The organism is Streptomyces collinus, from assembly GCF_031348265.1.
Taxonomy (GTDB): domain Bacteria; phylum Actinomycetota; class Actinomycetes; order Streptomycetales; family Streptomycetaceae; genus Streptomyces; species Streptomyces collinus.
The window spans coordinates 7,920,263-7,945,170 of record NZ_CP133771.1 but is presented as its reverse complement, the minus strand read 5'-3'; the positions used below and the strand labels follow the sequence as shown (position 1 = coordinate 7,945,170).

The window sequence follows — 24,908 nt, the reverse complement described above, 5'->3', positions numbered from 1 at the left end:
TTTCGGGTCGGGGTGCGGAAGGCGGGCGGGTCAGTCCTGGGCGCGGCCGGTGGTGACCCGGGCGATCATGAGGGCGACCAGGATGATCCCGCCGTAGATGGCCTGGATCCAGAACGACGGCACCTGCGCGAGGGTGAGCAGGTTCTGTACGACACCCAGAAGGAGTACGCCGGTGAGAGCGCCGAACATAGTGCCCTTGCCGCCGTCGAGGGCGATGCCGCCGATCACCGCGGCCGCGAACACCGTGAAGATCATGTTCTGGCCCTGGTTGGCGCTGATCGCGCCGACGTAGCCGGTCTGCATGATGCCGCCGACCGCGGCGAGGACGCCCGCGACGACGAACACGCCGAGCATGACGCGCTCCACGCGGATGCCCGCCGCCCGGGCCGCGTCCGCGTTGCCGCCGATGGCGTACAGGGCGCGCCCGACCCGGTGGTACTTCAGGACGAGCCCGGCGACCGCGAAGGCGATCGCGGCGAGCCACACCGACAGCGGGACGGTGAGGAAGGTGGTGGTGGCCAGCGCGTAGAAGCTGTCGGGCATGCCGAACAGCGTCTTGCCCTTGGTCGCGCCGACCAGCAGGCCGCGCAGCACGATCAGCATCGCGAGCGTCACGATGAACGCGTTGAGCTTGAACTTCACGACCAGGACGCCGTTGAAGGCGCCGACGGCCGCGCCCGCGACCAGGACCGCGAGCAGGGCCAGGGCGGCGGGGAACTCGGTGCCCCAGCCGGACTGGGCGGCGGGCAGCACGAGCAGCGCCCCGACGGCGGGCGCGATGCCGACCACCGACTCCAGGGACAGGTCGAACTTGCCGGTGATGAGGACGAGCGACTCGGCGAGCACGACCATCGCGAGGGCGGCGGAAGCGCCGAGGATCGAGATCAGGTTGCGCTCGGTGAGGAACGAGTCGTTGACGATCGTGCCGAGCACCATGAGCAGCAGCAGGGCCGGTACGAGGGCCAGTTCGCGGGCCCTGCGCAAGAGCACGGTCCGCGCCTGTCCGGTGCCGGTCACGAGCACCGGCTTCACCGGCGGGGCCTTGGTGTCAGCCATGGTCCACTCCTTCGATGGAGGCGATGAGCTCGTGGTCGCGCCAGCCCGCCCGGTGTTCGGCGACGACACGGCCGTGGAAGAGGACGAGGACCCGGTCGCAGCGCCTGAGGTCGTCGAGTTCGTCGGAGACGACGAGGACGGCGGTGCCGTCCTCGCGGGCGCTGTCGACGCGGGCGAGCAGGGACTCCTTGGACTTCACGTCGACGCCCGCGGTCGGGTTGACGAGGACCAGGAGCCGTGGGTCGGAGGCGAGGGCCCGGGCCATGACGACCTTCTGCGCGTTGCCGCCCGACAGGTCCGAGACGGGCTGCTCGGGGCCCTCGGCGTGGATGTCGAGCCGTTCGATCAGCCTGGTTGCGACACCGCGCCTGCGGTCGGTGCCGACGAAGCCGAAGCGGCCGAGCCGGTCCAGGACGCTGAGGGTGGCGTTGTCGCCGATGGACATGCCGAAGACCAGGCCCTGTTCGTGCCGGTCGCGGGGCACGAAGCCGACCCCCGCTTCGAGGGCTCCCCGGACGTCGCCGAACGGGAGGGGCGCTCCGTCCAGCCGGGCCGTCCCACCGGTGGGTGTGTGGAGCCCCGTGAACGTCTCGGCCAGCTCGATCTTTCCGCTGGCGCTCGACCCGGCGAGTCCGACGACCTCCCCGCGACGGACGGTGAGGTCGATGTTCTCGTAGGCCGCCGAACGCAGGCCGCGGACGTCGAGAAGCACGGGGCCCGCCGCCTCGACGGCCCGCTGCCGCTCGGCCGCCTCGGCGATCGTCTCCCCCGCCATGGCCTCCACCAGCGCCTGGCGCGGGAGGTCGGCGACCGGCGCGGTGGTGATCCAGCGGGCGTCGCGCAAAACCGTGACGGTCTGGCAGACCTCGTACACCTCCTGGAGGTGGTGGGAGATGAACAGGAAGGTGACGCCCGAGTCCTGGAGGGCCCGCATGCGGGTGAACAGGCGCTCGATCTCCCGGTTGTCGAGCTGGGCGGTGGGTTCGTCCAGGACGATGAAGCGGGCGCCGAAGGACAGCGCCCGGGCGATCTCCACCATCTGCCGGTCCTCGACCTTGAGGCCGGCCGTGCGGGCCTCTGGGTCGACGCGCACGTCCCAGGTGTCGAGGAGGGCGGCCGCTTCGGACTTCAGGCGGCGCCAGCTGATGAAACCCCTCCTCAGGGGCTGCCGGTTGATGAACAGGTTCTCGGCGACGGTCAGTTCGGGGACGACCGTCGGATGCTGGTAGACGCAGGCGACCTTGCGGCGCCAGGCGTCCCGGTCGGTGAGCGGGGGCGCGGGCTCGCCGTCGAAGTGGACGGTGCCCTCGTCGGGCGCCTGGAGGCCGGTGAGGATGCGGACGAGGGTCGACTTGCCCGCGCCGTTGCGGCCGACCAGAGCGTGGGACTCGCCGGGCAGGACGGTGAGCCTGCCGTCGGCGAGGGCGGTGGTGGGGCCGTAGCGCTTGACGACGCCCCGTGCCTCGACAAGTGGGCTGCTCATTCGACCGTGTTGCCCCACAGCCCGGGGTCGTCGACGTTGTCCTTGGTGACCAGCGGGGCGGGCAGCTGGTCCTCCAGGATGCCGCTGGGCAGCTTGACGATGGTCGAGTCGTGGTCCGTCGGGCCCGGCTTGAACTGCTTCCCCTGCATCGCCGCCTTGATGTAGTACATGCCGTACTTGGCATAGGCGTCGGCGGGCTGGGAGACGGTCGCGTCGATCTCGCCCTTGCGGATCGCGTCGAACTCCTGCGGGATGCCGTCGTTGGAGACGATGGCGATGTGGCCCTGCTGCCCGGCCTTCTTCAGCATGCCCTTGGACTTGAGGGTCTGGAGCGTCGGGGCGAGGTAGACGCCGCCCGCCTGCAGGTAGATGCCCTTGATGTCGGGGTTGGCGTTGAGGAGGGTGTCGAGCTTGGAGGCCGCCGTGTCGGACTCCCACTTGGCGGGGATCTCCAGGACCTTCAGCTTCGGGAAGTTCTTCTTCACGCAGGCGCGGAACGCCTCGGAGCGGTCGCGTCCGTTGACCGAGGCGAGGTCGCCCATGATCTGCACGACCTTGCCGGAGGTGATGTGCTCGCCGAGGTACCGGCAGGCCTTCTCGCCGTACGCCACGTTGTTCGCCCGGACCACCATGGCGACCTTGCCCTTGTCGGGCGCCACGTCCACGGCGACGACCGGCACGCCCTTGCGTTCGGCCTGGTCGAGACCGGCCTCGATGGCGGCGCTGTCCAGCGGGGCGACGACCAGGCCCTTGACGCCCTGGTTGAGCTGGTTGTTGATGTCGGTGATCTGTTGCGAGGGGTCGCTGTTGGAGTTGACGGTCTTCATCGCGTCCACGCCCTCGGACTTCGCCATCTTCGGCACGTAGTCGTTGTACGACTGCCAGAACGGCGAGGTCAGCAGGGGCAGCACCACCCCGACCTTGCCGGTGCCGTCACCGCCTCCGGCCCCTGAGGCTCCGGTGTCCTTGGTGCTGCCGCACGCGGCGAGCACCAAGGACGCTCCGGCGGCCAGGGCCACCGCGCCGAGCATCCGGGACGTGTTCCGCTTCCGCACTGTGCTTCCGGGCATCTCAGGGGGCTCCCATCGACCGGTCTTCCAGCAGATGCCCGCATACTTATCAGACCAATCCCGCGCCATAACACCCCTTGGTGACGACTTTCCCCGCCCCGGACCCATAGTGGTCCGACCACTCCGCTGGTTAGACTGCGCCGGAGCGCTGTGATCGGAGGAGTGGCGTGGACGACGAGTCAGCCCCGCAGAAGGGCACCGTGACGCAGCGCGCCATCGAGCGGATCAAGGCGATGATCGGCGAGGGCCGGCTGGAGCCGGGTCAGCGGCTGCCCACCGAACGCGATCTGGCGGTCCAGCTCGGCATCTCCCGCAGCTCGATGAGGGAGGCGATCCGAGCGCTCACAGTGATGGGTGTGCTGGAAGCCCGGCACGGCTCGGGCATCTACGTCACCCGGCTGGAGGCCGGCGATCTGCTGGAGACCTTCGGTGTCGTGGCGGACCTGTCGCGCGGCCCGCAACTGGTCGAGCTGCTGGAGATCCGGAGGGTCCTGGAGTCGACGGCGACGGCGCTGGCCGCCGCGCGGATCACCGCGGACCAGCTGGCCGAGGTGGAGAAGCACCTGACGGCGATGAACGCCACGGACGATCCGGAGGAGATCCTCGCCCACGACCTGGCCTTCCACCGGGAGATCGCGGCGGCCGCGGGCAACGAGACCATGGCCGCGATCCTGGAGGGCCTGTCGTCCCGGACGTTCCGCGCCCGCGTCTGGCGCGGCTACCAGGAGGAGGGCGCCTTCGCCCGCACCCGCCGCGAGCACGCGGCGATCCACCGCGCCCTGGCGGCCCGTGACCCGGAGGCGGCCCGCGCGGCGGCGGCCGCGCACGTGGGTGAGGTGGAGGAGTGGCTGCGGGCGCAGCTCGGGCCCTAGGCGACGCCCAGGGCCCGGTGCGCTTCGGTTACTTGAACTGCCCGGGCTGGTAGTCGCCGGCCGGCTGCTCCAGCATGACGTTCAGCCGGTTGGCGGTGTTCATGAAGGCGATGAGGGTGACCAGCGCCGTGAGCTGCTCCTCGTCGTAGTGCTTGGCGGCCCGCTCCCACACCTCGTCCGGGACCCCGCCGGCGCCGTCCGCGATCCGGGTCCCCTGCTCGGCCAGCTCCAGCGCGGCGCGCTCGGCGTCGGTGAAGACCGTCGCCTCCCGCCACGCCGCGACCAGGTGGAGCCGTACGGCGCTCTCGCCCGCGGCGGTGGCCTCCTTGGTGTGCATGTCGATGCAGACCGCGCATCCGTTGATCTGGCTCACCCGCAGCGAGACCAGTTCCCGGGTGGCGGCCGGCAGCGGTGACTCCACGACCAGCCGCCCCAGGGAGGAGAACTGCTTGATGAGCTTGCTCGCGCTGGGGATGGCGAAGACGTCCAGTCGTGCGCTCATGGTGAGCTCCTCTGCCGTTGTCGGTGCGTACACCCCTATGAGGCGGCGGCTCATCACGATGTGACATGGACGAATGTGACCTGCGTCTCGCGCGGCCTCCCGCACCAGGCCGGACCTGCCCTCCCTGCCCGTGCCGGGACTGATCGAGCGGGGCGGCACGGGGGCGGCGCAGGGCCGGCTCGGGCGGTACCTACCCTCCCGCACGCGTCGGGGTCACACTGGACCGTATGCGGCTCCGGGGCACCGCCTGCGCGGCCGCCGGACTGCTGCTGGCCGTCGCGACGGGCTGCACCGGCGGTACGGAGGACGGCGCGCCCTCGGCCTCCCCGGCGCCGGCCGTCCCCGCGGCCTCCCCGGCGTCGGCCCGGACCGCCGGTGAGAGCCCCCGCGCCACGGCCACGCCCACGCCCGGCCCTGTCGACCCCGTCTCCCTCCCGGCGTTGATGCAGCGCGAGCACACCGGCTCGGGGCTGCGTCTCGGCGACGTGCTCGACCGGAACTCCGCCTACACCCGCTACGCCGTGACCTACGAGGCGAACGGCCTGACCATCTCCGGGATCATGAACATCCCCGAGGGCAAGGGCCCCTTCCCGGCGCTGGTGCTGGCGCACGGATACATCGACCCGGACGTCTACTTCAGCGGCCAGGGCATGCCGCGCGAGCAGGACCGACTGGCCCGCGCCGGCCATGTCGTCCTGCACACCGACTACCGCAACCACGCCCGCTCCGACGAGGACCCGGACAACGACGTGAATCTGCGGCTCGGTTACACGGAGGACGTCATCGGCGCCGCCCTGGCCCTGCGGAACTCCGGCCGCCCCGAGATCGACGGCGACCGGATCGGCCTGTTCGGCCGGTCGATGGGCGGCGGGGTCGTGTACAACACCCTGGTCGTGGCGCCCGGTCTGTTCGACGCGGCGGTCGTCTACGCGCCGGTGAGCGCCCGGCCGCAGGAGAACATCGACCACTTCCAGCGGCCCGACGGCGACCCCCTCGTCGCCGAGACCGAGGAGAAGCACGGCACACCCGAGGAGGACCCGGCGTTCTGGCGCGGCGTCTCACCCCTGACCTACGCCGACCGCGTCGGCGAACCCCTGCTGATCCAGCACGGCACCGCGGACGACACCTGCCCGATCGCCTGGTCGCGGGAGGTCGCAGCCGTGTTCGGGGAGGCCGGCAAGGACGTCGAACTCCGCACGGTGCCCGGCGAGGGCCACACGTTCGGGCAGCGGTGGGCGGCCGAGATGGACGTCACCGAGGCCTTCTTCGCGCGCCATCTGCGCTGAGCGGCCACATCAGGCCCAGGGTCCACGGCACTGATCCGGTATCGAACCGGCCGGCGGCCTCGACGCGCGCTCCTGCCCGGGTGCAGAGTTCTCCCTACGTACTCGTCAGTAAGTCCCCGTATTCCCCTTCGAGGAGCCGCTGTGACCACCTGGGCCGGCCGCACCGCCGCCGAGATATCCGCCGCCGTCCGCGAGAAGCGGGTCACGCCCCGCGAGGTGGTCGCCGAGCACCTCGCCCGGATCGAGCGGCTCGACGGCCGTGTGGGCGCCTTCCGCGTGGTGCGTGCCGAGGCGGCCCTGGCCGAGGCCGACGAGGTGGCGGCCCGCGGCGACTTCGCCGAACTGCCGCTGGCCGGGGTGCCCGTGGCCGTCAAGGACAACCTCGCGGTACGCGGCGAGTCCACCCGCATCGGCTCGGCGGCGACACCGGAGACCCCGGCCGCACAGGACCATGTGACGGTGGCCCGGCTGCGGGCGGCGGGCGCGGTGGTCGTGGGGCTGACGCACGTGCCCGAGCTGTGCGTCTTCGGCACGACGGACGGCGTGCTGGGCATCGCCCGCAACCCCTGGGACCCGGCGCGTTCCGCGGGCGGTTCGTCGGGGGGCAGCGCGGCCGCCGTCGCCGCCGGGATGGTGCCGGTCGCCCTCGGCAACGACGGCATGGGTTCCCTGCGCATACCGGCCGCCAACTGCGGCCTGCTCACCATCAAGCCGGGCCGGGGGGTGGTACCGACGGGCTCGGGCAGCAACTGGTTCGGCATGGCCGAGCACGGACCCCTCGCGACGACCGTCGAGGACGTCCGCCTGATGCTCTCGGTCCTCTCCGGTACCGCGCCCGCACCCCGTTCCGAGCCCGGCACGCTCCGGGTCGCGGTGTCGCTGCGCAGCCCGCTGGCCGGCGTCACCGTCAGCCGCCCGTACGCGGCGGCCGCCCGGGACGCGGCCGGGCTGTTGATGCGGTCGGGGTACCAGGTCCGGCGCGCCGACCCGCCCTACCCGGTGTCCCTCGCCACGACCTCGCTGATCCACTGGACGGCGGGCACGGCCGCGGACGCCCAGCCCCTCGACCCCCGTCTGCTGACACGGCGCACCCGCGTCCACGCGCGAATCGGCCGCCCCTTCATCGCCGCCGTGCGCTCCGGGGCGAGCCGTCAGAAGCTCCGGGAACGGCTGGAGCCGTTCTTCACCGAGTACGACGTGCTGCTCACCCCGGCGCTGGCACGCCGCTCCCCCAAGGCCGGGCCCTGGCACGAGCGGGGCTGGCTGAGCAACCTGGTGGCCAACACGAACTACTCGCCCCTGACGCCCCCGTGGAACCTGACCGGCTGGCCGGCCATGGCGGTCCCCTGCGGAACTCTCCCCTCCGGTGCCCCCTGCGCCGTACAGCTGGTGGGACGGCCCGGCTCGGAGTCCCAACTCCTCGACCTGGCGGGCCGGCTGGAGGAACGTAATCCGTGGCAGCGCACGGCGCCGATGGACTAAGGTCGGCCGGGTGACTGCCGGGTCGGCCGTAGGCCATGCACGAGTGAGGCGCCCGGCCTCGGCGTGAGCGCGGCGGGGGTGACCCCGCCCGGATCCGTCCGAGAGCCGGAGAGGGCACGAGCCCCGCCTCTCGTCTCCGTGTCCTCATCCCCTGGCGCCTCAGCGGCGCTTCACCACGGATTTCACACGACTCGGAGACGAACCCACTCATGTCCCCCGCTCAGCCTGCCCTGCCCGCCACCGTCGCCCGCCTCGACCACACCGCCGTCTACGCCTCGGACCGCCGGTTGTCCGCCGAGTTCCTGGCGGCCGTCCTCGGTCTGGAGGTCGGCGCCCCCTTCGGCCCGTTCCTGCCCGTGGACCTGGGCAACGGCGTGACCCTCGACTACTACGAGAAGCGCGACGAGCCCATCCAGCCGCAGCACTACGCGTTCCTCGTGCCCGAGGAGCAGTTCGACGCCATGATCGCCCGGCTGGAGACGATCGGCGTCACCTACTACGCCGATCCGAGCCACACAGCCCCGGGCCGGGTCAACGACCTCTTCGGGGGTCGCGGCGCCTACTTCGACGACCCGGACGGCCACAACATGGAGATCATGACCCGTCCGTACGCCCGGCCCTGACGGCCGGCCCTCCGGTGTCCTACAGCGCCCGGTACATGATGTGCAGCCCCACCGGGCCGTGCCGGGGGTGGTCGAAGGCGTCGGGGACCGTGCCCAGGACCGCGAAGCCGAGGGACGTCCACAGCTTCACGGCCGGGTTGGTCTCGACGACGGCGTTGAACACCATGCCCCGGTAGCCGGCGGCCCGGGCCTCGGTCAGGAGGTGGCCGGCCAGGGCGCGTCCGTAGCCCCGGCCGCCCCGGTCCGGGTCGACCATGAAGCCGGCGTTGGCGATGCGGGCGGCCGGGCCACCGTAGTTGGGGGCGAGGTAGGCGGAGGCGACGACTGCACCGCTGTCGTCCTCGACGACGTAGACGCGCTTCGCCGGGTTCATCCACAGGACCCGGGCCTCCTCCTCGGAGGTACCCGGGTCCCATGCGTAGGTCTCGCCCGCGGCGACGATGCGGTGCCAGAACGGCCAGATGCGAGGCCAGTCGTCAGCCGTTGCTTCCCTGATCAGCATGGGTGCGAGTCTGGCACGCCCATGCTCTCGGCGATTGCGGTGGGGGCTGCCCGCTCAGTCGACGCTGGGCAGGATGTGGGGCTCCGCGAGGTCGTCCTCGTAGCCCGCGAGGCGGATCGGGGCCGAACGGGCCCACACGTCGAGGCTGCCGAGCTCGTCGACCCGTCGGCCGGCGCGCTCGCCGCGTTCCTTGGGGCGCTGATCGCGATTCGTCTTCTCCGGTGTCACCGCGCACTCCTTATGTGTCGGTCACCCTCGGGACGTACGCGCCGGTCCTGCTGCGCCTGACGCCCGCTCGGGCCTCTATGTCAAATGCAGTTCGGACGCGGTGGCGCCGGTCGACTCACGGGAGAGCAGGCCGTGGTGAACCGGCTGGTCCCATGACGGACCGTGGGTGTGGGTAGGACCCCGTGCTGCTGTCCGTCCGCATCAGACTAACCAAATGAGCGGGGCACCGCTCGATGGGGCTGAAAACAACCGGTAACGATCGCGCGTCAGGCGGCGTTCAACTCCTGTTTACGTACCGTTTTGTACGCTGACGGCCGTTTTGCAGATCACCCGAACGGCGTACGCCGACGACGGCGCTTTCCAGACGGTCCTTGACATCCCGTCACGGGACAGGGGCGACTACCACTTCCCGGGCGCGTAGTCCTTCATGAAGACGCCGTAGAGGTCCTCTCCCGCCTCACCGCGCACGATGGGGTCGTAGACCCGGGCCGCTCCGTCGACGAGGTCCAGCGGCGCGTGGAACCCGGCCTCGGCGAGCCGCAGCTTGTCGTAGTGCGGCCGCTCGTCCGTGATCCAGCCCGTGTCGACCGAGGTCATCAGAATGCCGTCGGTCTGGAACATCTCCTGGGCGCTGGTGCGCGTGACCATGTTCATCGCGGCCTTGGCGGCGTTGGTGTTCGGATGCCCGGCGCCCTTGTACCCGCGTCCGAAGACCCCTTCCATCGCGGACACGTTCACGACGTACGCGCGCCCGCTCTCCGCCTTCTTCGCCGCCTCGGCCATGGCCGGCCGCAGCTTGCTGATCAGGATGAACGGCGCGGTGTAGTTGCACAGCTGGGTCTCCAGCAGCTCGACGGGCGAGATCTGCTCGATCGTCTGCACCCAGGTGTTGGAGTCGACCACGTCGGGCACCAGCCCGCCCGCGTCGATCGCCGTGCCGTCCAGGTGCCGTTCGACGCTGGCGTTGCCCGCGACCAGGGCGAGGTCGGCGACCTGCTGGGCGTCGAGCCCGCTCGTGCCGAGGGGCAGCGCGGCGATGCCGTCGACCGCACCGGAGTTGAAGGCGCCGATGACGTGGTGGGCGGGCAGCTCGCCGGCGGGCAGCGGGGCGCTCTCGCCCTCGACCAGGGCGGCGTAGGCGGAGGGCAGGCGACGCACGGTCTGCGTCGCGTTGTTGACGAGGATGTCGAGCGGGCCCGCCTCGGCGACCTGGTCGGCGAGGGCCACGGCCTGGGCCGGGTCGCGCAGGTCGATGCCGACGACCTCCAGGCGGTGCATCCAGTCCGCGGAGTCGTCCATCGCCTTGAAGCGGCGGATGGCGTCCTTGGGGAAACGGGTGGTGATCGTGGTGTGCGCGCCGTCGCGCAGCAGCCTCAGCGCGATGTACATGCCGATCTTGGCCCGGCCGCCGGTGAGCAGCGCGCGCTTGCCGGTCAGGTCGGCCCGGACGTCGCGCTTCTCGCGGTTCACGCGGGCGCAGTCCGGACAGAGCTGGTGGTAGAAGTAGTCGACTTCCACGTACCGGGCCTTGCAGGTGTAGCAGGAGCGCGGGCGCTGGAGTATCCCCGCGATCCTGCCCTCCTCGGTGTTCGACGACGGCAGCAGGCCCTCGGTCTCGTCGTCGATGCGCTGGGCGGAGCCGGTCGCCGTGGCCTCCGTGACCGCCTTGTCGTGGGCGGTCTTGGCGGCCCGGCGCTCCTGGCGGCGGCGCTGCTTGACCGTGCGGTAGATGCCCGCGGTCGCCCGGCGCACGGCGATGGCGTCCGGGTGGTCGACGTCCAGCTTGTCGAGTTCCTCCAGCACGCCGAGGCAGACGGCCAGGCGCTCCGGGTCGATGCCGGGTCCGTACGAGTGCCCGCTCGCCTCGTCCATGGCCTGCGGGCCGTCCTCTGTCACCGTCATCGCCGCTGTCGTTCCCTGCTCTGCCGTCGCGGCGCGCCGGTCGCGCCCGCTTTCGAAGGGCGAATTCTACGGAGCGTCGGGCCGCACCGCCAAAGTCGCCTTGATCACGACCGGCAGGCCTTGATCAGTGCCGCCACCTCCTTGGAGACGGCCGTGGCGAACAGGTCCAGGTCCGGGACCGCCTCGGCGTCGGCGACGAGGCCGTAGTGGACGCTCCCCCGGTACGTCGAGACCGCGACGGCCAGGGAGTGGCCGGGGGCCAGCGGGGCGAAGGGGAAGACGGCGGTGAGCGGGTGGCCGCCGAGCTTCAGGCCCAGGCTGGGCAGGGGCACGCTGGTCACCAGGAGGTCGAACCAGATCCGGGCCGCCTGGCCGACCAGGGGGCCGCCCAGCCGGTGGGCGAGGGCGGGTACGTGGTCGGCGAGCAGGGCGACGGCGCCCGCGCCCCGGTTGGGGCCGGCGTCCTTGTTGCGGTCCATGGCGTCCCGGACCGAGGCGAGGCGGGCCAGCGGGTCGGGGTCGTCCACCGGAAGCCGTATCAGGTACCCGGAGAGCCGGTTGCCCTGCGGGTACGCGGTCCGGGGGCGGCGCTTGGAGACGGGGATCAGGGCGCGGGGCGCGACGCCCTCGCTGCCGTCGCCGCGCTCGTCGAGCCAGCGGCGCAGGGCGCCCGCGACGACGGCGATGAGGACGTCGTTGACGGTGCCGCCGACGGTCTTGCGGATGCGGTGCACGTCGTCGAGGTCGAGCACCACTCCGGCGGTGCGGCGGGTGCCGCTCGGCTCGCAGGTGAGCGCGGGGGTGGACCGCACGTCGAGGGAGGAGCGGGCGACGGAGGCGCCGATGTCGAGGGCGCGGCTCACGTCCGACAGGGCACCGCGCATCAGCCCGGGGAGATCGCGCACGTCCGGCAGAACGCCGCGCGGGGTCTCGGCCGGGCGGGGCCGGGGGGCTGGCATGTCCATCGGGTCCATGACGCCCGCGGCGAGGGTCAGCGCCCGCAGCCCGTCGGCGAGGGCGTGGTGGAACTTGAACAGCACGGCGAAGCAGACGCCGTCCTCGCCCGGCAGCACATGGGCTTCCCAGGGCGGGCGGTCGCGCTCCAGGGGGCGCCCCATGAGCCGGCCCGCGACCGCCTGGAAGTCGGCGGTCGGGGCGTGCAGCCGCACATGGTTCAGGGGGTCGAAGTCCGGGTCCGCCTCGCGGGCCGCGCCGCCGAAGGCGAACGGCCGGCGCAGCGCGGCCGGCAGCGGCTGCCACACGTCACGGATGCGCATCCGCAGTCCGGGGACTCCGGCGGCCCGGGCCGCCAGCAGGTCCGCGGCGTGGGCACCCGCGGCGGGCGAGTGGGCCGAGAAGATCCCGAGCGCACCGAGGTGCATCGGGTGTTCCGCGGACTCGAGGTTCCAGAACGCCAGGTCGAGAGGAGCGAGCAGGTCAGCAGTCAAGGGCTTGCCTCGCGTCGACGACGGGTGGGTCAGCAGTCAACCGCCCCCGCCCGATTACGGTCAAGTACGATCAGGCTACGTACAGTTAACATCCGATTAAGTCCCGCCCCGGTGACAGGGGCGGGACTCATGGTGCATGTGCGGTCAGTCCAGCACAGGTCGCGCCGCCGGGCACCCGGTGGGAGTCACCCGGGAGGCGTCACGGATGAGCGCCTCGTGCGCGGTCCTCAGCCGGGCCGTGTCGGGTTTCAGCACCGCGCGGTCATAAGTCGTCGCCTTGAGGGTGTGGACGTCGAAGACGCCCGGGGCGAAGTGGGTGCAGTACTCGCCCTTGAGGCCGTGGGTCTCGGCGGGGTCGTCCGCGAGGGCGGGGACCGCGCTCAGGCCCGCGAGAGCGAGGAGCGCGGCGAGCAGGGACGCGAGGCGGGTTCTGAGGCGTCACGGACGCACGGAATCTCTCACGCCAACGTTGTCATGTGTACGCCAAGGAAGACGAAGGCATGACGACTCAGATCCCGGACTTCGCCCATAGGCAGGACAAAGCCCCCGGGGCCGCCGCGGGCTCAGGTGACCAACTGCCCCTTCCCCAAGGCGATCACGCCGCCCTTGGACACCGTGTACAGCTCCGCGTCCCGCTCGGGGTTGACGCCGATGGTCGCGCCCGGCGGCACCTCGACGTTCTTGTCGAGGACGGCGCCGCGCACCACCGCGCCCCGGCCGATGTGCACGTTGTCGTGCAGCACCGACCCCTGCACCACGGCGCCCGGGTCGACCAGCACGCCCGGCGACAGCACCGACCGCGTGACCTGCCCGCGCACCAGGCAGCCCGCGCTGATGATGGACTCGCTCGCGATGCCGCCCGCGTTGAACCGGGCCGGCGAGAGCTGGTACGAGTGCGTGTAGATCGGCCAGCTGCGGTTGTACAGGTTGAAGGCGGGGCGCTCGGCGATGAGGTCCATGTGGGCCTCGTAGTAGGCGTCCAGCGTCCCGACGTCCCGCCAGTAGCCCTGGTCGCGGGTGGTCTCGCCGGGCACGTGGTTGGCGCTGAAGTCGTAGAGCGAAGCCTCGCCCCGGTCGGTGAGCTGGGGCAGGATCGAGCCGCCCATGTCGTGCACGGAGGACTCGTCCTCCGCATCCCGCTTGAGCGCCTCGATGAGGGCCTTGGTGGTGAAGATGTAGTTGCCCATCGAGGCGAAGACGCACTCGGGGTCGTCCGCCAGTCCGGGCGGGGCCGAGGGCTTCTCCAGGAAGCGCTCCACCGTCTGCCCGTCCGAGCCCGGCGTGATCACCCCGAAGGACGAGGACTCGGTGCGCGGCACCCGGATCCCGGCGACCGTCACGCCCGCGCCGCTCTCGATGTGCTGGTCGAGCATCTGGCGCGGGTCCATGCGGTAGACGTGGTCGGCGCCGAAGACGGCGACGTACTCGGGCTGCTCGTCGTAGACGAGGTTCAGCGACTGCAGGATCGCGTCGGCGCTGCCCAGGTACCAGCGCGGGCCGAGGCGCTGCTGGGCGGGCACGGGCGTGACGTAGTTGCCCAGCAGGTTGGACATCCGCCAGGTGGTCGTGATGTGCCGGTCCAGCGAATGCGACTTGTACTGCGTCAGGACGCAGATGCGCAGCACGCCGGCGTTGACGAGGTTGGACAGGACGAAGTCGACCAGGCGGTACGTGCCGCCGAAGGTCACCGCCGGTTTGGCACGGTCCGCGGTCAGGGGCATCAGCCGTTTGCCCTCGCCGCCCGCCAGCACGATCCCCAGGACCGAAGGACCACCACCACGCATGGCCGCTCCCCTCACGCCGATTTCCCGATGCCTGCCCCTGAGCAGTACCCGCTAAGCCTGTTTGACGATCTCCTCGTAGAGCCGGACCGTGCGGCGGGCCACCGCGTCCCAGCCGAACTCGCCGACCGCGCGCTCCCGCCCGGCCTCGCCCATCCGCCGGGCGGCCGCCGGGTCGCCCAGGACGGTGCCCATGGCCCGGGCGAGCCCCGCCTCGAAACCGTCGCCGGGCAGGACGAGCAGCCCTGTCGTGCCGTCGTCGACCACCTCGGGAATGCCGCCGACCGCCGAGGCCACCACGGGGGTGCCGCAGGCCATGGCCTCCAGGTTCACGATGCCGAGCGGCTCGTACACCGACGGGCAGACGAAGAGGGCGGCGTGCGTGAGGAGCTGGATCACCTCCGGGCGGGGCAGCATCTTCGGGATCCAGAACACCCCGTCGCGGACCGCGCTCAGCTCCCCGAACAGCTCGCGGAACTCCTGGTCGATCTCCGGCGTGTCCGGTGCGCCCGCGCACAGCACGACCTGTGCGGCCGGGTCGATGTCCCGCACCGCGCGCAGCAGGTGGGGCACGCCCTTCTGGCGGGTGATCCGGCCGACGAACAGCACGTACGGGCGGGAGCGGTCCAGGCCGATCCGGTCCAGGGCGTCCGTGCCGGGGTCGGGCCGGTACAGGCTCGTGTCGATGCCGTTGTGCACGACGTGGACCCGCTCCGGGTCCAGCGCCGGGTAGCAGCCGAGGATGTCCTCGCGCATGGCTCCGGACACGGCGACCACCGCGTCGGCGGCCTCGATCGCGGTGCGTTCGGCCCAGCTGGACAGTTCGTAGCCGCCGCCTAGCTGCTCGGCCTTCCAGGGGCGCAGGGGCTCCAGGGAGTGCGCGGTCATCACGTGCGGGATGCCGTACAGGAGCTTGGCGAGGTGGCCGCCGAGGTTGGCGTACCAGGTGTGGGAGTGGACGAGCTCGCGGCCTTCGAGGGCGGCGGCCATCGCGAGGTCGACGGAGAAGGTGCGCAGCGCGTCGTTGGCGCCGTCGAGCGCGGACCAGGGCCGGTGGCGCAGCACGCCGTCGGCGCGGCCCTCCCCCCAGCAGTGCACGTCCAGCTCGACGAGCCCTCTGAGCTCGCGGGCGAGGAACTCCACATGGACGCCCGCACCGCCGTACACATCCGGCGGGTACTCCCGGGTCAGCAGTCCGACGCGCACCCGCAACTCCCTGCTCTCAACGGCCGTTCCCTTTCATGGTCACCCAGAAGGGGCGCGTGGGGAAGAGCGGGGCGGTCGCGGGAAGCAGCAGTCGCCGCAGACGCCCCCGCCGGGCACCCGGTAGTACAGGCAGCAGCTGCGGCGCCGGAACGCGGTACCGGTGAGGGTCCCGGCGCCGGTGAGCAGGGGGTGCGCGAGGAGTTCGGCGGTCAGGGACCGGGCCCGGGCGGCGACGTCCGTACGGCCGTGCCGCCCGGCCCAGCGGTCCAGTTCCCGGCCGGCGCCGGCCAGGGCGGAGGCGGCGTTGCCGCGCAGCAGGCCCGGCGCGAGGCCGTGGTGGGCGCGCAGGGCCGCCGCCAGCGGGACGAGGTGGCCGTGCAGGACGACGTCCGCGAGGGACTGCGCGTCCCCCGGCAGCTGCCGTACGTCCGTCAGCCACAGGTCGTCGGGGGCGCTGCCGTCGGCGTCCCAGTGCAGCAGCCGGGCATCCAGGTCGGGGACGGAGCCGTAGAGCGCGGCGCAGCCGAGGGCGATCGACCAGAACCGGGCCGCGAGTCCCTGGTGGGTCACGGACGCGGCGACGCGCAACTCCGGAGCGCGCAGGGCGGTCGCGACCTTCCGCACGCGAAGAATAAGGGGATTTACCGACACATTAGGTGACGTGTCGGCGTAGGCCTGTGCGAGAGTGGGAAGAGACCCGGCCGATGCTCGTTCCGTGCGCAGCACGAAGAAGCCGGCGAGCGGGCGGAGCGCGGCGAGGTCGGGGTCGAGGTCCACGAAGAGCAGTAGTACCAAGGCCCCTAAGGGACGTGACCCGGTGGCCCCCGACCGGACTCGCCCACCCTGGGGATGAGGGGGTTCCTCGCGTACTCCACCGGCAGTAGGACCCAATGAGTGCTCAGGGACGACGACGGGAAGAGCTGGACACGGCAGGGTGTTGGTCATGAAAGCCCACCTTTCGCCGCGCCGGGCCGAGCGCCCACGCCTGACGCAGAGGATCAGCCGATGAGCGCCCTCGCGTTGTCCGTCCTGCTGTCCCTCGTTTCCGCGTTCGCCTACGCGGGCGGGGCGATCGTGCAGGAGCGGGTGGCGGAGTCCTCGCCGGGCGAGCAGTACGCGCCGCTGCGGCGGCCGGGCTGGTGGGCGGCGGTCGGGCTGAACGGCCTCGGCGGACTGCTGCACGTGGTGGCGCTGGCCTACGGGCCGCTGAGCCTGGTCCAGCCGCTCGGTGCGCTGACCATCGTGGTGGCCCTGCCGATGGCGGCACTGTTCGTCGGCCGCAAGGCCGGTGCCACGGCCTGGCGGGGCGCGATCATGGCGACGGTGGGGCTCGCCGGTCTGCTGTCCCTGGTCGCCGCGTCCGACGCGCGGTCGCTGAACACGCCGGAGCGGGTGGCCGTCGCCGTCGTCACCGCGGGTGTGGTCGTGACGCTGATGATCGCCGCCCGGGCCGTGCACCGGCACCCGGCGGTCCGCAGCATGCTGCTGGCGACCGCCTCCGGCATCGCGTTCGGCATGTCCTCCGTGTTCACCAAGACCGTCGCGGTCGACTGGACCGGCGGTGTGTCGGCGGCCGACGTGCCGTCCCTCGCCGTGATCGGTGCCCTGGCCACGGCCGGCATGCTGCTGTCGCAGGCTGCCTACCGGGGCGCCGGCCTCGCGGCCCCGCTGGCCACGCTGACGGTCGTGAACCCGGTGGTGGCGGCTGCGGTCGGCATCACGATGTTCGGAGAAACCTTCCGCTACGGCACGACGGGTACGGTGCTCGCCCTGGGCTGCGGTGTGATCGCGGCGGGCGGCCTGATCCTGCTCACGACGGAGCGGCTCACGCACGAGCACCCGGACGCGGTTCCGGCCCGGCCCGCGGAGGCGCCGAGCGGAACGGGCGCGCGGGCCCTGTCGGCCGAAGGGCCGCGCCGGGTGCCGGAGCAGGCGGGCCGCGGGCCGGAGCGGGCGGGCCGGGGTGGCCTGCCCGAGCAGGTGGGAGAACCGGCGAGCCTGGACGGCATCCCCGAGGGGGTCCCTGCCGGGGCTCAGGCCGGGCTGCGCGGGGAGGACGTGCTCGTGCGGAAGTCCGTGGCGACGGCGGCGGTACTCGTTCCAGGGCCGGGCGCACCGACCGCGGTGATCGTGCCGCGGGCGGACGAGAGGGCGGGCGTGCGCGTACCGGAGCCGGTGGCAGCGGCGGCGCCGGTGTCCGGGTCGGGCGCACCGGCCGCGATGCTTGTGCCTGGAGCGGACGCGCCGGGCGCTGTGCTCGTGCCCGGCCCGCAGGCGGCAGCCGCAGTCCCCGTGCCGGGTGCACCGGCCGCCGCGCTCGCGCCTCGGCCGGAGGAAACGGTGGATGTGCTCGCGTCGGAGCCGGTGGCAGCGGCGGCGGGCGCCGTGGCCGTACCGGACACACCGGCCGCCGTGCTCGTGCCGGGGCCCGGAACAGCAGCGGGGGCCGGCGGGGCGGATGCCTCGTACGAGGGCGGGGAGTCGTCGGTGGTGGCGGCCTCCGACGACGATCGCCCGTTCTCCTACGTGCCTTTCTACGGCATCCCGTACGTCCCGCTGCCCGTGATCGACCGGCACCGCATGCGTGTCAGATCCTGACGCCGCCGGCCCGGAGGTACGCCACCGGGTCCACGTCCGAACCGAAGCCGGGCCCCGTCCGCACCTCGAAGTGCAGATGCGGGCCCGAGCTGTTGCCGGTGGAGCCGGAGCGGCCGATGCGCTGGCCAGCGCTCACCGGCTGCCCGTCCCGCACGGAGATCGCGGAGAGGTGGGCGTACTGGCTGTAGCGGCCGTCGGCGTGCCGGACCACGACCTGGTAGCCGTACGAGCCGCCCCATCCCGCGCTGACGACGCTGCCCGACGCGACCGACTTGACCGTTGTGCCGGTGGGCACGGGGAAGTCGATGCCGGTGTGGTAGCCCTTCGACCAGGCGGATCCCGCCTTGCGGTAGGGCGTTCCGAGGGAGGCGTTGACGGGGGCGACGAAACCCTGCCGGGTGGCCGTGGACCGGTCGGCGCGCTCCCTGCTCTCGTCCTTGGCCCGCTCCGTGGACCGCTCCTTCGGCCGCTCCTTGGCGCGGTCCTGGGCCGGCTTCTTCGTCGCGGGCTTGGCCGCGGGCGCGGGCCTGTGCTCGGGCCGCGTCTTCGTGGCGCCCTCGCCGCGCAGCGCCAGGCGCTGGCCGGGCACGATCAGATCGGGGTCGGACCCTATGGCCGAGCGGTTGGCGGCGTACAGGCCCCGCCAGCCGCCCCTGACGTCCTGGTCGTCCGCGATGCGGGAGAGGGTGTCGCCGCGGACCACGGTGTACATCTCGGCGTTGCCCGCCCGGGACTGCGGCGTGGACTGCGGCCGTACGTCCTCGATGGAGGTCTTCTTCTTCGCGTCCTTCTGCTTCGCGTCCTTCTGCTTCGTGCGCTCGGTGGCCGGCCGGATGTCGGGCTCGCCGCCGCCCCGGGTCAGTCCGGCCCGTACGGAACAGACCGGCCAGGCGCCCGGCCCCTGCCCGTCGAGGACCTTCTCCGCGACGGCGATCTGCTGGTCCTTGCTCGCGAGGTCCGCGCGGGCCGCGTAGGCCCGGCCGCCGTAGGCCTCCCAGGTGGACTGGGTGAACTGAAGTCCGCCGTAGAAGCCGTTGCCGGAGTTGATGCTCCAGTTGTTGGTGGACTCGCAGGCGGCGACCTTGTTCCAGGTGTCCATGTCCGCCGCCTCGGCGGCGCCGGTGCCCATGAACGGCAGTGCCATGCCCGCGCCGCCCGCCGTGACGGTGAGCGAAGCGCGGTTGATCCTGTTCGGCTGATACCGGCGGTGCCGACCGCGTACGGCCATCGAAAGCCCCCCTAGACATGCGTCAGGAGGGGCAAAAGTAAGCGCTGCGAACCGGCCAGAACAAGACGGCTTTTCGCCGCCCGGGAGTCCAAATGGCCGGTATGAGGCCCCTGTTGCGCGACGCACGCCACGGTGGTGCACCGTGGGCGGCACACCGTGCGCCGGTGCGGCGCGCGCGGGGCGCACCCGTCGGCTGAGTGCGACGGGGCTCTCGTCCGTATCAGCCTGCGCCACGCCGTGCGACCCGGGCGTGCGGTCGAAGTAGCGGCACGTCAGGATGGTCGACGGGGGATGCCCGTGGGCACCTCCCACCGGCAGCACCGATACCGAGGTCTTTAGGAGCGAACCGAATGAGCAGTACAGCGCAGATCGGCGTCACGGGTCTCGCGGTCATGGGCCGCAACCTCGCCCGCAACTTCGCCCGCAACGGCTACACGGTCGCGGTGCACAACCGGACGCCCGCGCGCATGCACGCCCTGGTGGAGGAGTTCGGCGGCGAGGGGGAGTTCGTCGCGTGCGAGAGCGCGAAGGACTTCGTCGCGGCGCTGGAGCGTCCGCGACGGCTGGTCGTGATGGTGAAGGCCGGTGAGCCCACGGACGCGGTGATCCAGGAGTTCGCGCCGCTGCTGGAGCCCGGCGACATGATCATCGACGGTGGCAACGCGCACTTCGCCGACACCCGGCGCCGTGAGCGGGACCTGCGTGAGCAGGGCATCCACTTCGTCGGCATGGGTGTCTCCGGCGGTGAGGAGGGCGCGCTGAACGGCCCGAGCATCATGCCGGGCGGCCCGCGGGAGTCCTACGACTCGCTGGGCCCGATGCTGGAGAAGATCTCGGCGAAGGCGGCCGACGGCTCGCCGTGCGTCTCCCATGTCGGTCCGGACGGCGCCGGGCACTTCGTGAAGATGGTGCACAACGGCATCGAGTACGCGGACATGCAGCTCATCGGCGAGGCGTACCAGCTGCTGCGGGACGTCGCCGGCTACTCCCCCGCCGAGATCGCGGAGATCTTCCGCACCTGGAACCGGGGCCGTCTCGACTCGTACCTGATCGAGATCACGGCCGAGGTGCTGTCGCACGTCGACGCGGAGACGGGCAAGCCGTTCGTGGACGTGGTGGTGGACCAGGCCGAGCAGAAGGGCACCGGCCGCTGGACCGTGCAGATCGCGCTGGACCTGGGTGTGCCCGTGTCCGGTATCGCCGAGGCGGTGTTCGCGCGGTCGCTGTCGGGCCACGCGGCCCTGCGGGAGGCCTCGCGCGGGCTGGCCGGCCCGAAGGCGAAGCCGCTGAGCGAGGCGGAGGCCCGGGCGTTCGCGGACCGGGTGGAGCAGGCGCTGTACGCGTCGAAGATCGTGTCGTACACGCAGGGCTTCCACGAGATCGACGCCGCCCGCGGCGAGTACGGCTGGGACATCGACCTCGGTGCGGTGTCCGCGCTGTGGCGGGGCGGCTGCATCATCCGCGCGGCGTTCCTGGACCGGATCCGCGCCGCGTACGACGCCCGTCCCGACCTGCCGAGCCTGCTGTCGGACGCGACGTTCGCGCAGGAGATCGCGGACGCCCAGGACGACTGGCGTGAGGTGCTGGTCGCCGCGACCCGCCAGGGTGTGCCGACGCCCGGTTTCGCGGCGGCCCTCGCCTACTACGACGCTCTGCGCGCGGAGCGGCTGCCGGCGGCGCTGACGCAGGGGCAGCGGGACTACTTCGGTGCGCACACCTACCGCAGGGTGGACCGGGACGGGTCGTTCCACACGCTGTGGGGCGGGGACCGGTCGGAGACCTCCGCGTAGGCGCTGCCGCTGACGGACGTATGCGGGGCGGTGGACGGCAGGAATCGCCGTCCACCGCCCCGTTCGTGTCGTGTGCCCGGTTAGGACAGGTCCGGTCAGGACAGTGGAGGTCCGGGCTCGGGGTTCGGCACGGGATCCGGCCCCGGGGGGATCGGGGACGGGTCGGGACCCGGCACGGGGCCGGGGCCCGGAGGCGCCGGCGGGGTCGGGCCCGGCGGCGGGGTGGGCGTCGGCGGAGGCGGGGTCGGCTCCGGGCCCGGCGGGGGCTGCGGGTTCGGCACCGGGTCGGGGTGCGGTTCCGGGCGCTGGGGATCCGGGCCCGGTGTCGGCGCCGGCGGCACGGGGTCGGGGATCGGGTTCGTCATCAGGTCCTCCAGCCAGTAGGACGGCTCCGGCTCTGGACTACCCCCGCCTACCCGGCACCCGCCTCCGCAGTCACTCCCCCGGGGACGGAGAGGGGACCAGGTGGGGTAGCGGGGGCCGGGACGACGGGAACGGCTCTCGAAGCGGCCAGGATCCCAAAGGCGACCGGGCTCTCAGAAGCCGCTGGGACCCCACAAGCCGCTGGGATCTCAAAAGCGGCCGGGATGCGCCCTCAGCCAGTCCTTCGCCGCCGCGTGGAGGGCCTCGTCGGCCGGCTGGGCCTCGTCCGGGTGGCGTTCGGCCCACTTGGTGACGTACGGGCAGAGCGAGGCGACGGCGCTGTGCTCGCGGCCGGCGAGGGCGTAGAGCTCGCGCGCGAGCGAACCGGCGATGCCCTTGCCCTCGTGGGCAGGCTCGACGACCGTGTGGACGGGCACGAGCGCGCGCTCGGGGCTTTCGAGCACGAAGTACTCGATGCGGCCGACGACTTCACCGCCGGACACAGCCTCCAGCCGGCCCGCCGCCCGGTCGTCGCGGATCTCCGGGTCGCTCATGGACACGCTCCTCCTCTGCTGCGGATGCGTCCGTCAGGCCCCGGCGGCTTGCGGACTGCGCTGCTGGTCCGAGCCGGGCACCGGCTCGGACGGGTCGGCGCCGAGGGCCACGATCCGGTTGTCGCGGTCCACGTGCACGACCCGGGGGGCGAGTGCCCGCGCCTCGGCGTCCGTCACCTGGGCATAGCTGATGATGATCACGAGGTCGCCGGGGTGGACGAGATGGGCGGCGGCCCCGTTGATCCCGATCACGCCGGACCCGCGCTCGCCCTCGATGACGTACGTCTCCAGCCGGGCCCCGTTGGTGATGTCCACGATGTGCACGAGCTCGCCGGGCAGCAGATCGGCGGCGTCGAGCAGGTCGGCGTCGATGGTCACGGATCCCACGTAGTGCAGGTCGGCCTGGGTGACGGTGGCTCGGTGGATCTTGGACTTGAACATGGTACGAAGCACGGAAATACTCCCGATCTGTCTGCTCCCTGCCTGCTTTTTGCAGGTCAAGGGCGGTCTCCGGAGCGTACAACGATTCGCATGTGCGGTCAGCTGTCCCCGGGTGTTTCAGGACTCACACTGACCGACTGCTGACTTTCCCGACGCGTCATCGGGCGGGCCGGGCGGCTGCGGGTGGGCCGCGGTCGCGAGGGCACGGCCTGCCGCCCCGGCGACGGCAGTGCCCGCCGGGCTCGGCCGCTGCCGCAGGTCGTGGACAGAAGGGTCCCGGAACGATCAGCCATCGGCGGGGCCCGGGCGCGGCCGTCGATAGGGCCGCACCGCGCGGCGCGCTATGGCGAAACGGTGCGTTTCCGACGGGCCGTCGTAGATCCGGAACGGACGTACTTCCCTGAAGAGCCGGGCCAGCGGGGCGTCGTCGGCCGAGATGCCGAGCGCTCCGCAGATCTGCACCGCCCGGTCGACCACCCGGTTCACCGCTTCCGCCACGAAGGTCTTGGACACCGAGGTGAGCTGAGAGGCGGCGGCGGAGCCGGTGTCCAGCTCCCAGGCGGTACGCAGGATCAGTGCGCGGCTCGCTTCGATGTCGATCTCGGAGTCGGCCAGCATCTGCTGGACCATGCCGAGGTCTCCCAACGGCGAGCCGAACGCCATCCGGCTGCCCGCCCGCTCCAGGGCGAGGTCCTGAGCGCGGCGGGCGGCTCCCAGCCAGCGCATGCAGTGGGTCGTCCGGGCGGGACCGAGCCGGACCTGGGCACCTTCGAAGCCGCGGTCCACCGCCCCGAGCACCTGCTCCTCCCCCACCACGCACCCGTCGAAGACGATCTCGCTGTGCCCGGCGAAGAGCGACTCGTCCAGGGTCTCGATGGTCCTGACGATGCTCATGCCGGGCGTGCCGGCGTCGACCAGGAACATCGTGGCGCCGCCCGGGTCGCCGGGGCCGCCGGAGGTCCGGGCCATGACGATGGCGAAGCCGGCTCCCTGGGCGCCGGTGATGAACCACTTGCGTCCGTCGATGCGCCAGCCACCGGGAACCCGGGTCGCGGTGGTGCGCAGGGAGCGGGGATCGGCGCCCGCCCCGGGAGCCGGTTCGGTCATGGCGAAGCAGGACCGTGATGTGCCCGCGGCGAGCGGACGCAGATACGTCTGTTTCTGCTCTTCGGTGGCCACCTTCTCCAGCAGGTGCATGTTGCCCTCGTCCGGGGCAGCGCAGTTCAGCGCCAGCGGTCCGAGCAGGGAGTAGCCCGCCGCTTCGAACACCACCGCCTGCCCTCGCAGGTCGAGCCCGTGTCCGCCCCAGCGCGTCGGCACCTGCGGAGCGAAGACCCCCGCGTCACGGGCGGCCTTCTGCAGGGTCTCCCGCAGGGCCTCGGGGGCGTCGTGCACGGACCCGCCGCACTCGCGCTCGGCCGGAATGACCACCTCGCGCACGAACGCGGCTGTGTCCGAGGCAAGTTGAGTGACAGTCGGATCGACATCGAACTGGATGGGCACGGGACCTCCCGCCGACGGGCGGACGGGCATCGGCTCCCGTCGCGTCCTAGAAACTGTATAGCGTCTTCAGTATCTTGCCTGGAAGCGCCCGGGACGGGAAGCACCCGGCGACGGGAAGACCACAGGAGAATCGCCCATGAGCCTTGCCGTGAGCACCGAGCCGGTCCGGATCGTCCGCCACCCCGACCGGGTCGTGGAGCTGATGCTCGACGATCCGGGACGGGGCAATGCCCTGGACCTGAGGACGGCGGAGGCCCTGCGGGACACTGCGCGCGAGGTGGCCGCGGACCCGGGCGGCGCCGTGCTGCTGCGGGCGGCGGGCCGCAGCTTCTGCGTGGGCGGTGACCTGCGCGCCTTCACCAATCGCGGCGCCGGGACCGGTGCCTATGTCCATGCCGTGGCGAGCGCCGCGCATGCCGCGGTACAGGCCCTGTACGAGCTGCCGGTGCCGGTGGTGACCGCCGTGCGCGGCGCGGCCGCGGGTGGCGGGGTCGGGCTGGCACTGGTGGGCGACATCGTCCTGGTGGCCCGGTCCGCGCGGTTCCGGCTGGCGTACACGGCGATCGGGCTGACGCCTGACTGCGGGGCGTCGTGGTTCCTGCCCCGCCTGGTGGGCCCCCGCAGGGCGGCGGACCTGATCCTCACCAACCGGGTACTGACCGGCGACGACGCCGAACGATGGGGCCTGGTCTCCCGCTCCGTGGAGGACGAGGAACTGGACGACACGGCGCACCGGACCGCGGCCGGCCTGGCCGCCGGCGCCGGTGACGCACTACGCGCCGCGAAGGGCCTGCTGCGCGCCGGGACCGGCGAGGAACTGGGCCGCCACCTCGCCGAAGAGGCGCGGCTGATCGCCGCCCTGGCGGACGGCGGGGAGGCACGGGACCGCATGGCGTCGTTCCTCGCCGCGCGGGGTCGCCCGAAGTCGGGCGACGGCCGGGCCGAGGCCGGCGAATCCGAAAGTGTTTCTTGAGTCCCTCTTCACTAACG

General features: G+C 72.2%; 20 protein-coding genes and 3 pseudogenes. 7 read left to right on the top strand and 16 right to left on the bottom strand.

Annotated elements, in window-relative coordinates; genetic code table 11:
• Window positions 1-30 precede the first annotated feature (30 nt).
• From RFN52_RS35690 to RFN52_RS35680, 3 genes are read right to left on the bottom strand one after another with little or no spacing between them, the layout of a single operon-like run.
• Window positions 31-1,056 (bottom strand): ABC transporter permease, encoded by a 1,026-nt coding sequence (locus RFN52_RS35690; RefSeq protein WP_184852822.1) that lies wholly within the window; start codon window positions 1,054-1,056, stop codon window positions 31-33.
• Window positions 1,049-2,539, bottom strand: a complete 1,491-nt coding sequence (locus RFN52_RS35685; RefSeq protein ID WP_184852819.1) for a sugar ABC transporter ATP-binding protein — start codon at window positions 2,537-2,539, stop codon at window positions 1,049-1,051. The genes RFN52_RS35690 and RFN52_RS35685 overlap by 8 nt, the downstream gene beginning before the upstream one ends.
• Entirely contained in the window at window positions 2,536-3,609 is a 1,074-nt protein-coding gene (locus tag RFN52_RS35680) for a sugar ABC transporter substrate-binding protein (RefSeq protein ID WP_184852816.1), read from the bottom strand. Before RFN52_RS35680 ends, RFN52_RS35685 begins: the two co-directional genes overlap by 4 nt.
• 167 nt (window positions 3,610-3,776) lie before the next feature.
• On the opposite strand from RFN52_RS35680, the gene RFN52_RS35675 reads away from it, so the two are divergent.
• Entirely contained in the window at window positions 3,777-4,481 is a 705-nt protein-coding gene (locus tag RFN52_RS35675; protein WP_184852813.1) for a FadR/GntR family transcriptional regulator, read from the top strand.
• A 28-nt stretch (window positions 4,482-4,509) separates the two neighbouring features.
• On the opposite strand, the gene RFN52_RS35670 is transcribed toward RFN52_RS35675, so the two are convergent.
• A complete protein-coding gene (locus tag RFN52_RS35670) occupies window positions 4,510-4,983 on the bottom strand; it encodes a carboxymuconolactone decarboxylase family protein (RefSeq protein ID WP_184852810.1) in 474 nt (157 codons plus the stop codon).
• Window positions 4,984-5,210: 227 nt separating this feature from the next.
• On the opposite strand from RFN52_RS35670, the gene RFN52_RS35665 reads away from it, so the two are divergent.
• The 3 genes from RFN52_RS35665 to RFN52_RS35655 all read left to right on the top strand — a co-directional run bounded on the left by RFN52_RS35665 (window position 5,211) and on the right by RFN52_RS35655 (window position 8,374).
• Window positions 5,211-6,269, top strand: coding sequence for an alpha/beta hydrolase family protein (locus RFN52_RS35665; RefSeq protein ID WP_184852807.1), 1,059 nt, complete (start codon window positions 5,211-5,213; stop codon window positions 6,267-6,269).
• A 141-nt stretch (window positions 6,270-6,410) separates the two neighbouring features.
• On the top strand, window positions 6,411-7,751 hold the full coding sequence (locus tag RFN52_RS35660) for an amidase (RefSeq protein ID WP_184852805.1): 1,341 nt from the start codon (window positions 6,411-6,413) through the stop codon (window positions 7,749-7,751).
• 209 nt (window positions 7,752-7,960) lie between these two features.
• Entirely contained in the window at window positions 7,961-8,374 is a 414-nt protein-coding gene (locus RFN52_RS35655; RefSeq protein WP_184852802.1) for a VOC family protein, read from the top strand.
• A 19-nt stretch (window positions 8,375-8,393) separates the two neighbouring features.
• Here the strand turns inward: RFN52_RS35655 and RFN52_RS35650 are convergent, their stop codons facing one another.
• The 7 genes from RFN52_RS35650 to RFN52_RS35620 all read right to left on the bottom strand — a co-directional run bounded on the left by RFN52_RS35650 (window position 8,394) and on the right by RFN52_RS35620 (window position 16,218).
• Window positions 8,394-8,876, bottom strand: a complete 483-nt coding sequence (locus RFN52_RS35650) for a GNAT family N-acetyltransferase (protein ID WP_184852799.1) — start codon at window positions 8,874-8,876, stop codon at window positions 8,394-8,396.
• Window positions 8,877-8,930: 54 nt separating this feature from the next.
• On the bottom strand, window positions 8,931-9,104 hold the full coding sequence (locus RFN52_RS35645) for a hypothetical protein (RefSeq protein ID WP_184852796.1): 174 nt from the start codon (window positions 9,102-9,104) through the stop codon (window positions 8,931-8,933).
• A 399-nt stretch (window positions 9,105-9,503) separates the two neighbouring features.
• Window positions 9,504-11,006, bottom strand: coding sequence for an SDR family NAD(P)-dependent oxidoreductase (locus RFN52_RS35640; RefSeq protein WP_184852793.1), 1,503 nt, complete (start codon window positions 11,004-11,006; stop codon window positions 9,504-9,506).
• A gap of 104 nt (window positions 11,007-11,110) precedes the next feature.
• Entirely contained in the window at window positions 11,111-12,454 is a 1,344-nt protein-coding gene (locus RFN52_RS35635; protein WP_184852790.1) for a wax ester/triacylglycerol synthase family O-acyltransferase, read from the bottom strand.
• A gap of 563 nt (window positions 12,455-13,017) precedes the next feature.
• Window positions 13,018-14,238: a glucose-1-phosphate adenylyltransferase gene (gene glgC / locus RFN52_RS35630; RefSeq protein ID WP_184852787.1), complete on the bottom strand. Its 1,221-nt coding sequence runs from the start codon at window positions 14,236-14,238 to the stop codon at window positions 13,018-13,020.
• 51 nt (window positions 14,239-14,289) lie between these two features.
• Window positions 14,290-15,441, bottom strand: coding sequence for a glycogen synthase (gene glgA, locus RFN52_RS35625; RefSeq protein ID WP_184852786.1), 1,152 nt, complete (start codon window positions 15,439-15,441; stop codon window positions 14,290-14,292).
• A gap of 39 nt (window positions 15,442-15,480) precedes the next feature.
• The gene (locus RFN52_RS35620; protein ID WP_184854160.1) at window positions 15,481-16,218 is read right to left on the bottom strand and encodes a (2Fe-2S)-binding protein; all 738 of its coding nucleotides are present in this window, start codon (window positions 16,216-16,218) and stop codon (window positions 15,481-15,483) included.
• 228 nt (window positions 16,219-16,446) lie between these two features.
• Here RFN52_RS35620 and RFN52_RS40265 point away from each other — a divergent pair.
• A pseudogene (locus RFN52_RS40265) lies at window positions 16,447-17,317 on the top strand (DMT family transporter); the annotation flags it as partial.
• 711 nt (window positions 17,318-18,028) lie between these two features.
• Here the strand turns inward: RFN52_RS40265 and RFN52_RS40165 are convergent.
• Together RFN52_RS40165 and RFN52_RS40160 are read right to left on the bottom strand one after the other, a co-directional pair.
• Window positions 18,029-18,799, bottom strand: a pseudogene (locus tag RFN52_RS40165) (M23 family metallopeptidase); the annotation flags it as partial.
• A 177-nt stretch (window positions 18,800-18,976) separates the two neighbouring features.
• Window positions 18,977-19,138: pseudogene (locus tag RFN52_RS40160) on the bottom strand (transglycosylase family protein); the annotation flags it as partial.
• A 479-nt stretch (window positions 19,139-19,617) separates the two neighbouring features.
• On the opposite strand from RFN52_RS40160, the gene gnd reads away from it, so the two are divergent.
• Window positions 19,618-21,057, top strand: coding sequence for an NADP-dependent phosphogluconate dehydrogenase (gene gnd / locus RFN52_RS35605; RefSeq protein WP_184852777.1), 1,440 nt, complete (start codon window positions 19,618-19,620; stop codon window positions 21,055-21,057).
• 572 nt (window positions 21,058-21,629) lie between these two features.
• Here gnd and RFN52_RS35600 read toward each other — a convergent pair.
• The 3 genes from RFN52_RS35600 to RFN52_RS35590 all read right to left on the bottom strand — a co-directional run bounded on the left by RFN52_RS35600 (window position 21,630) and on the right by RFN52_RS35590 (window position 23,918).
• Window positions 21,630-21,974, bottom strand: a complete 345-nt coding sequence (locus tag RFN52_RS35600; protein ID WP_184852774.1) for a GNAT family N-acetyltransferase — start codon at window positions 21,972-21,974, stop codon at window positions 21,630-21,632.
• A 33-nt stretch (window positions 21,975-22,007) separates the two neighbouring features.
• A complete protein-coding gene (panD, locus tag RFN52_RS35595) occupies window positions 22,008-22,427 on the bottom strand; it encodes an aspartate 1-decarboxylase (protein WP_184852771.1) in 420 nt (139 codons plus the stop codon).
• A 273-nt stretch (window positions 22,428-22,700) separates the two neighbouring features.
• Window positions 22,701-23,918, bottom strand: a complete 1,218-nt coding sequence (locus RFN52_RS35590) for an acyl-CoA dehydrogenase family protein (RefSeq protein ID WP_184852769.1) — start codon at window positions 23,916-23,918, stop codon at window positions 22,701-22,703.
• 136 nt (window positions 23,919-24,054) lie between these two features.
• On the opposite strand from RFN52_RS35590, the gene RFN52_RS35585 reads away from it, so the two are divergent.
• Window positions 24,055-24,891 (top strand): enoyl-CoA hydratase/isomerase family protein, encoded by an 837-nt coding sequence (locus tag RFN52_RS35585; protein ID WP_184852766.1) that lies wholly within the window; start codon window positions 24,055-24,057, stop codon window positions 24,889-24,891.
• The last annotated feature ends 17 nt before the right edge of the window (window positions 24,892-24,908 follow it).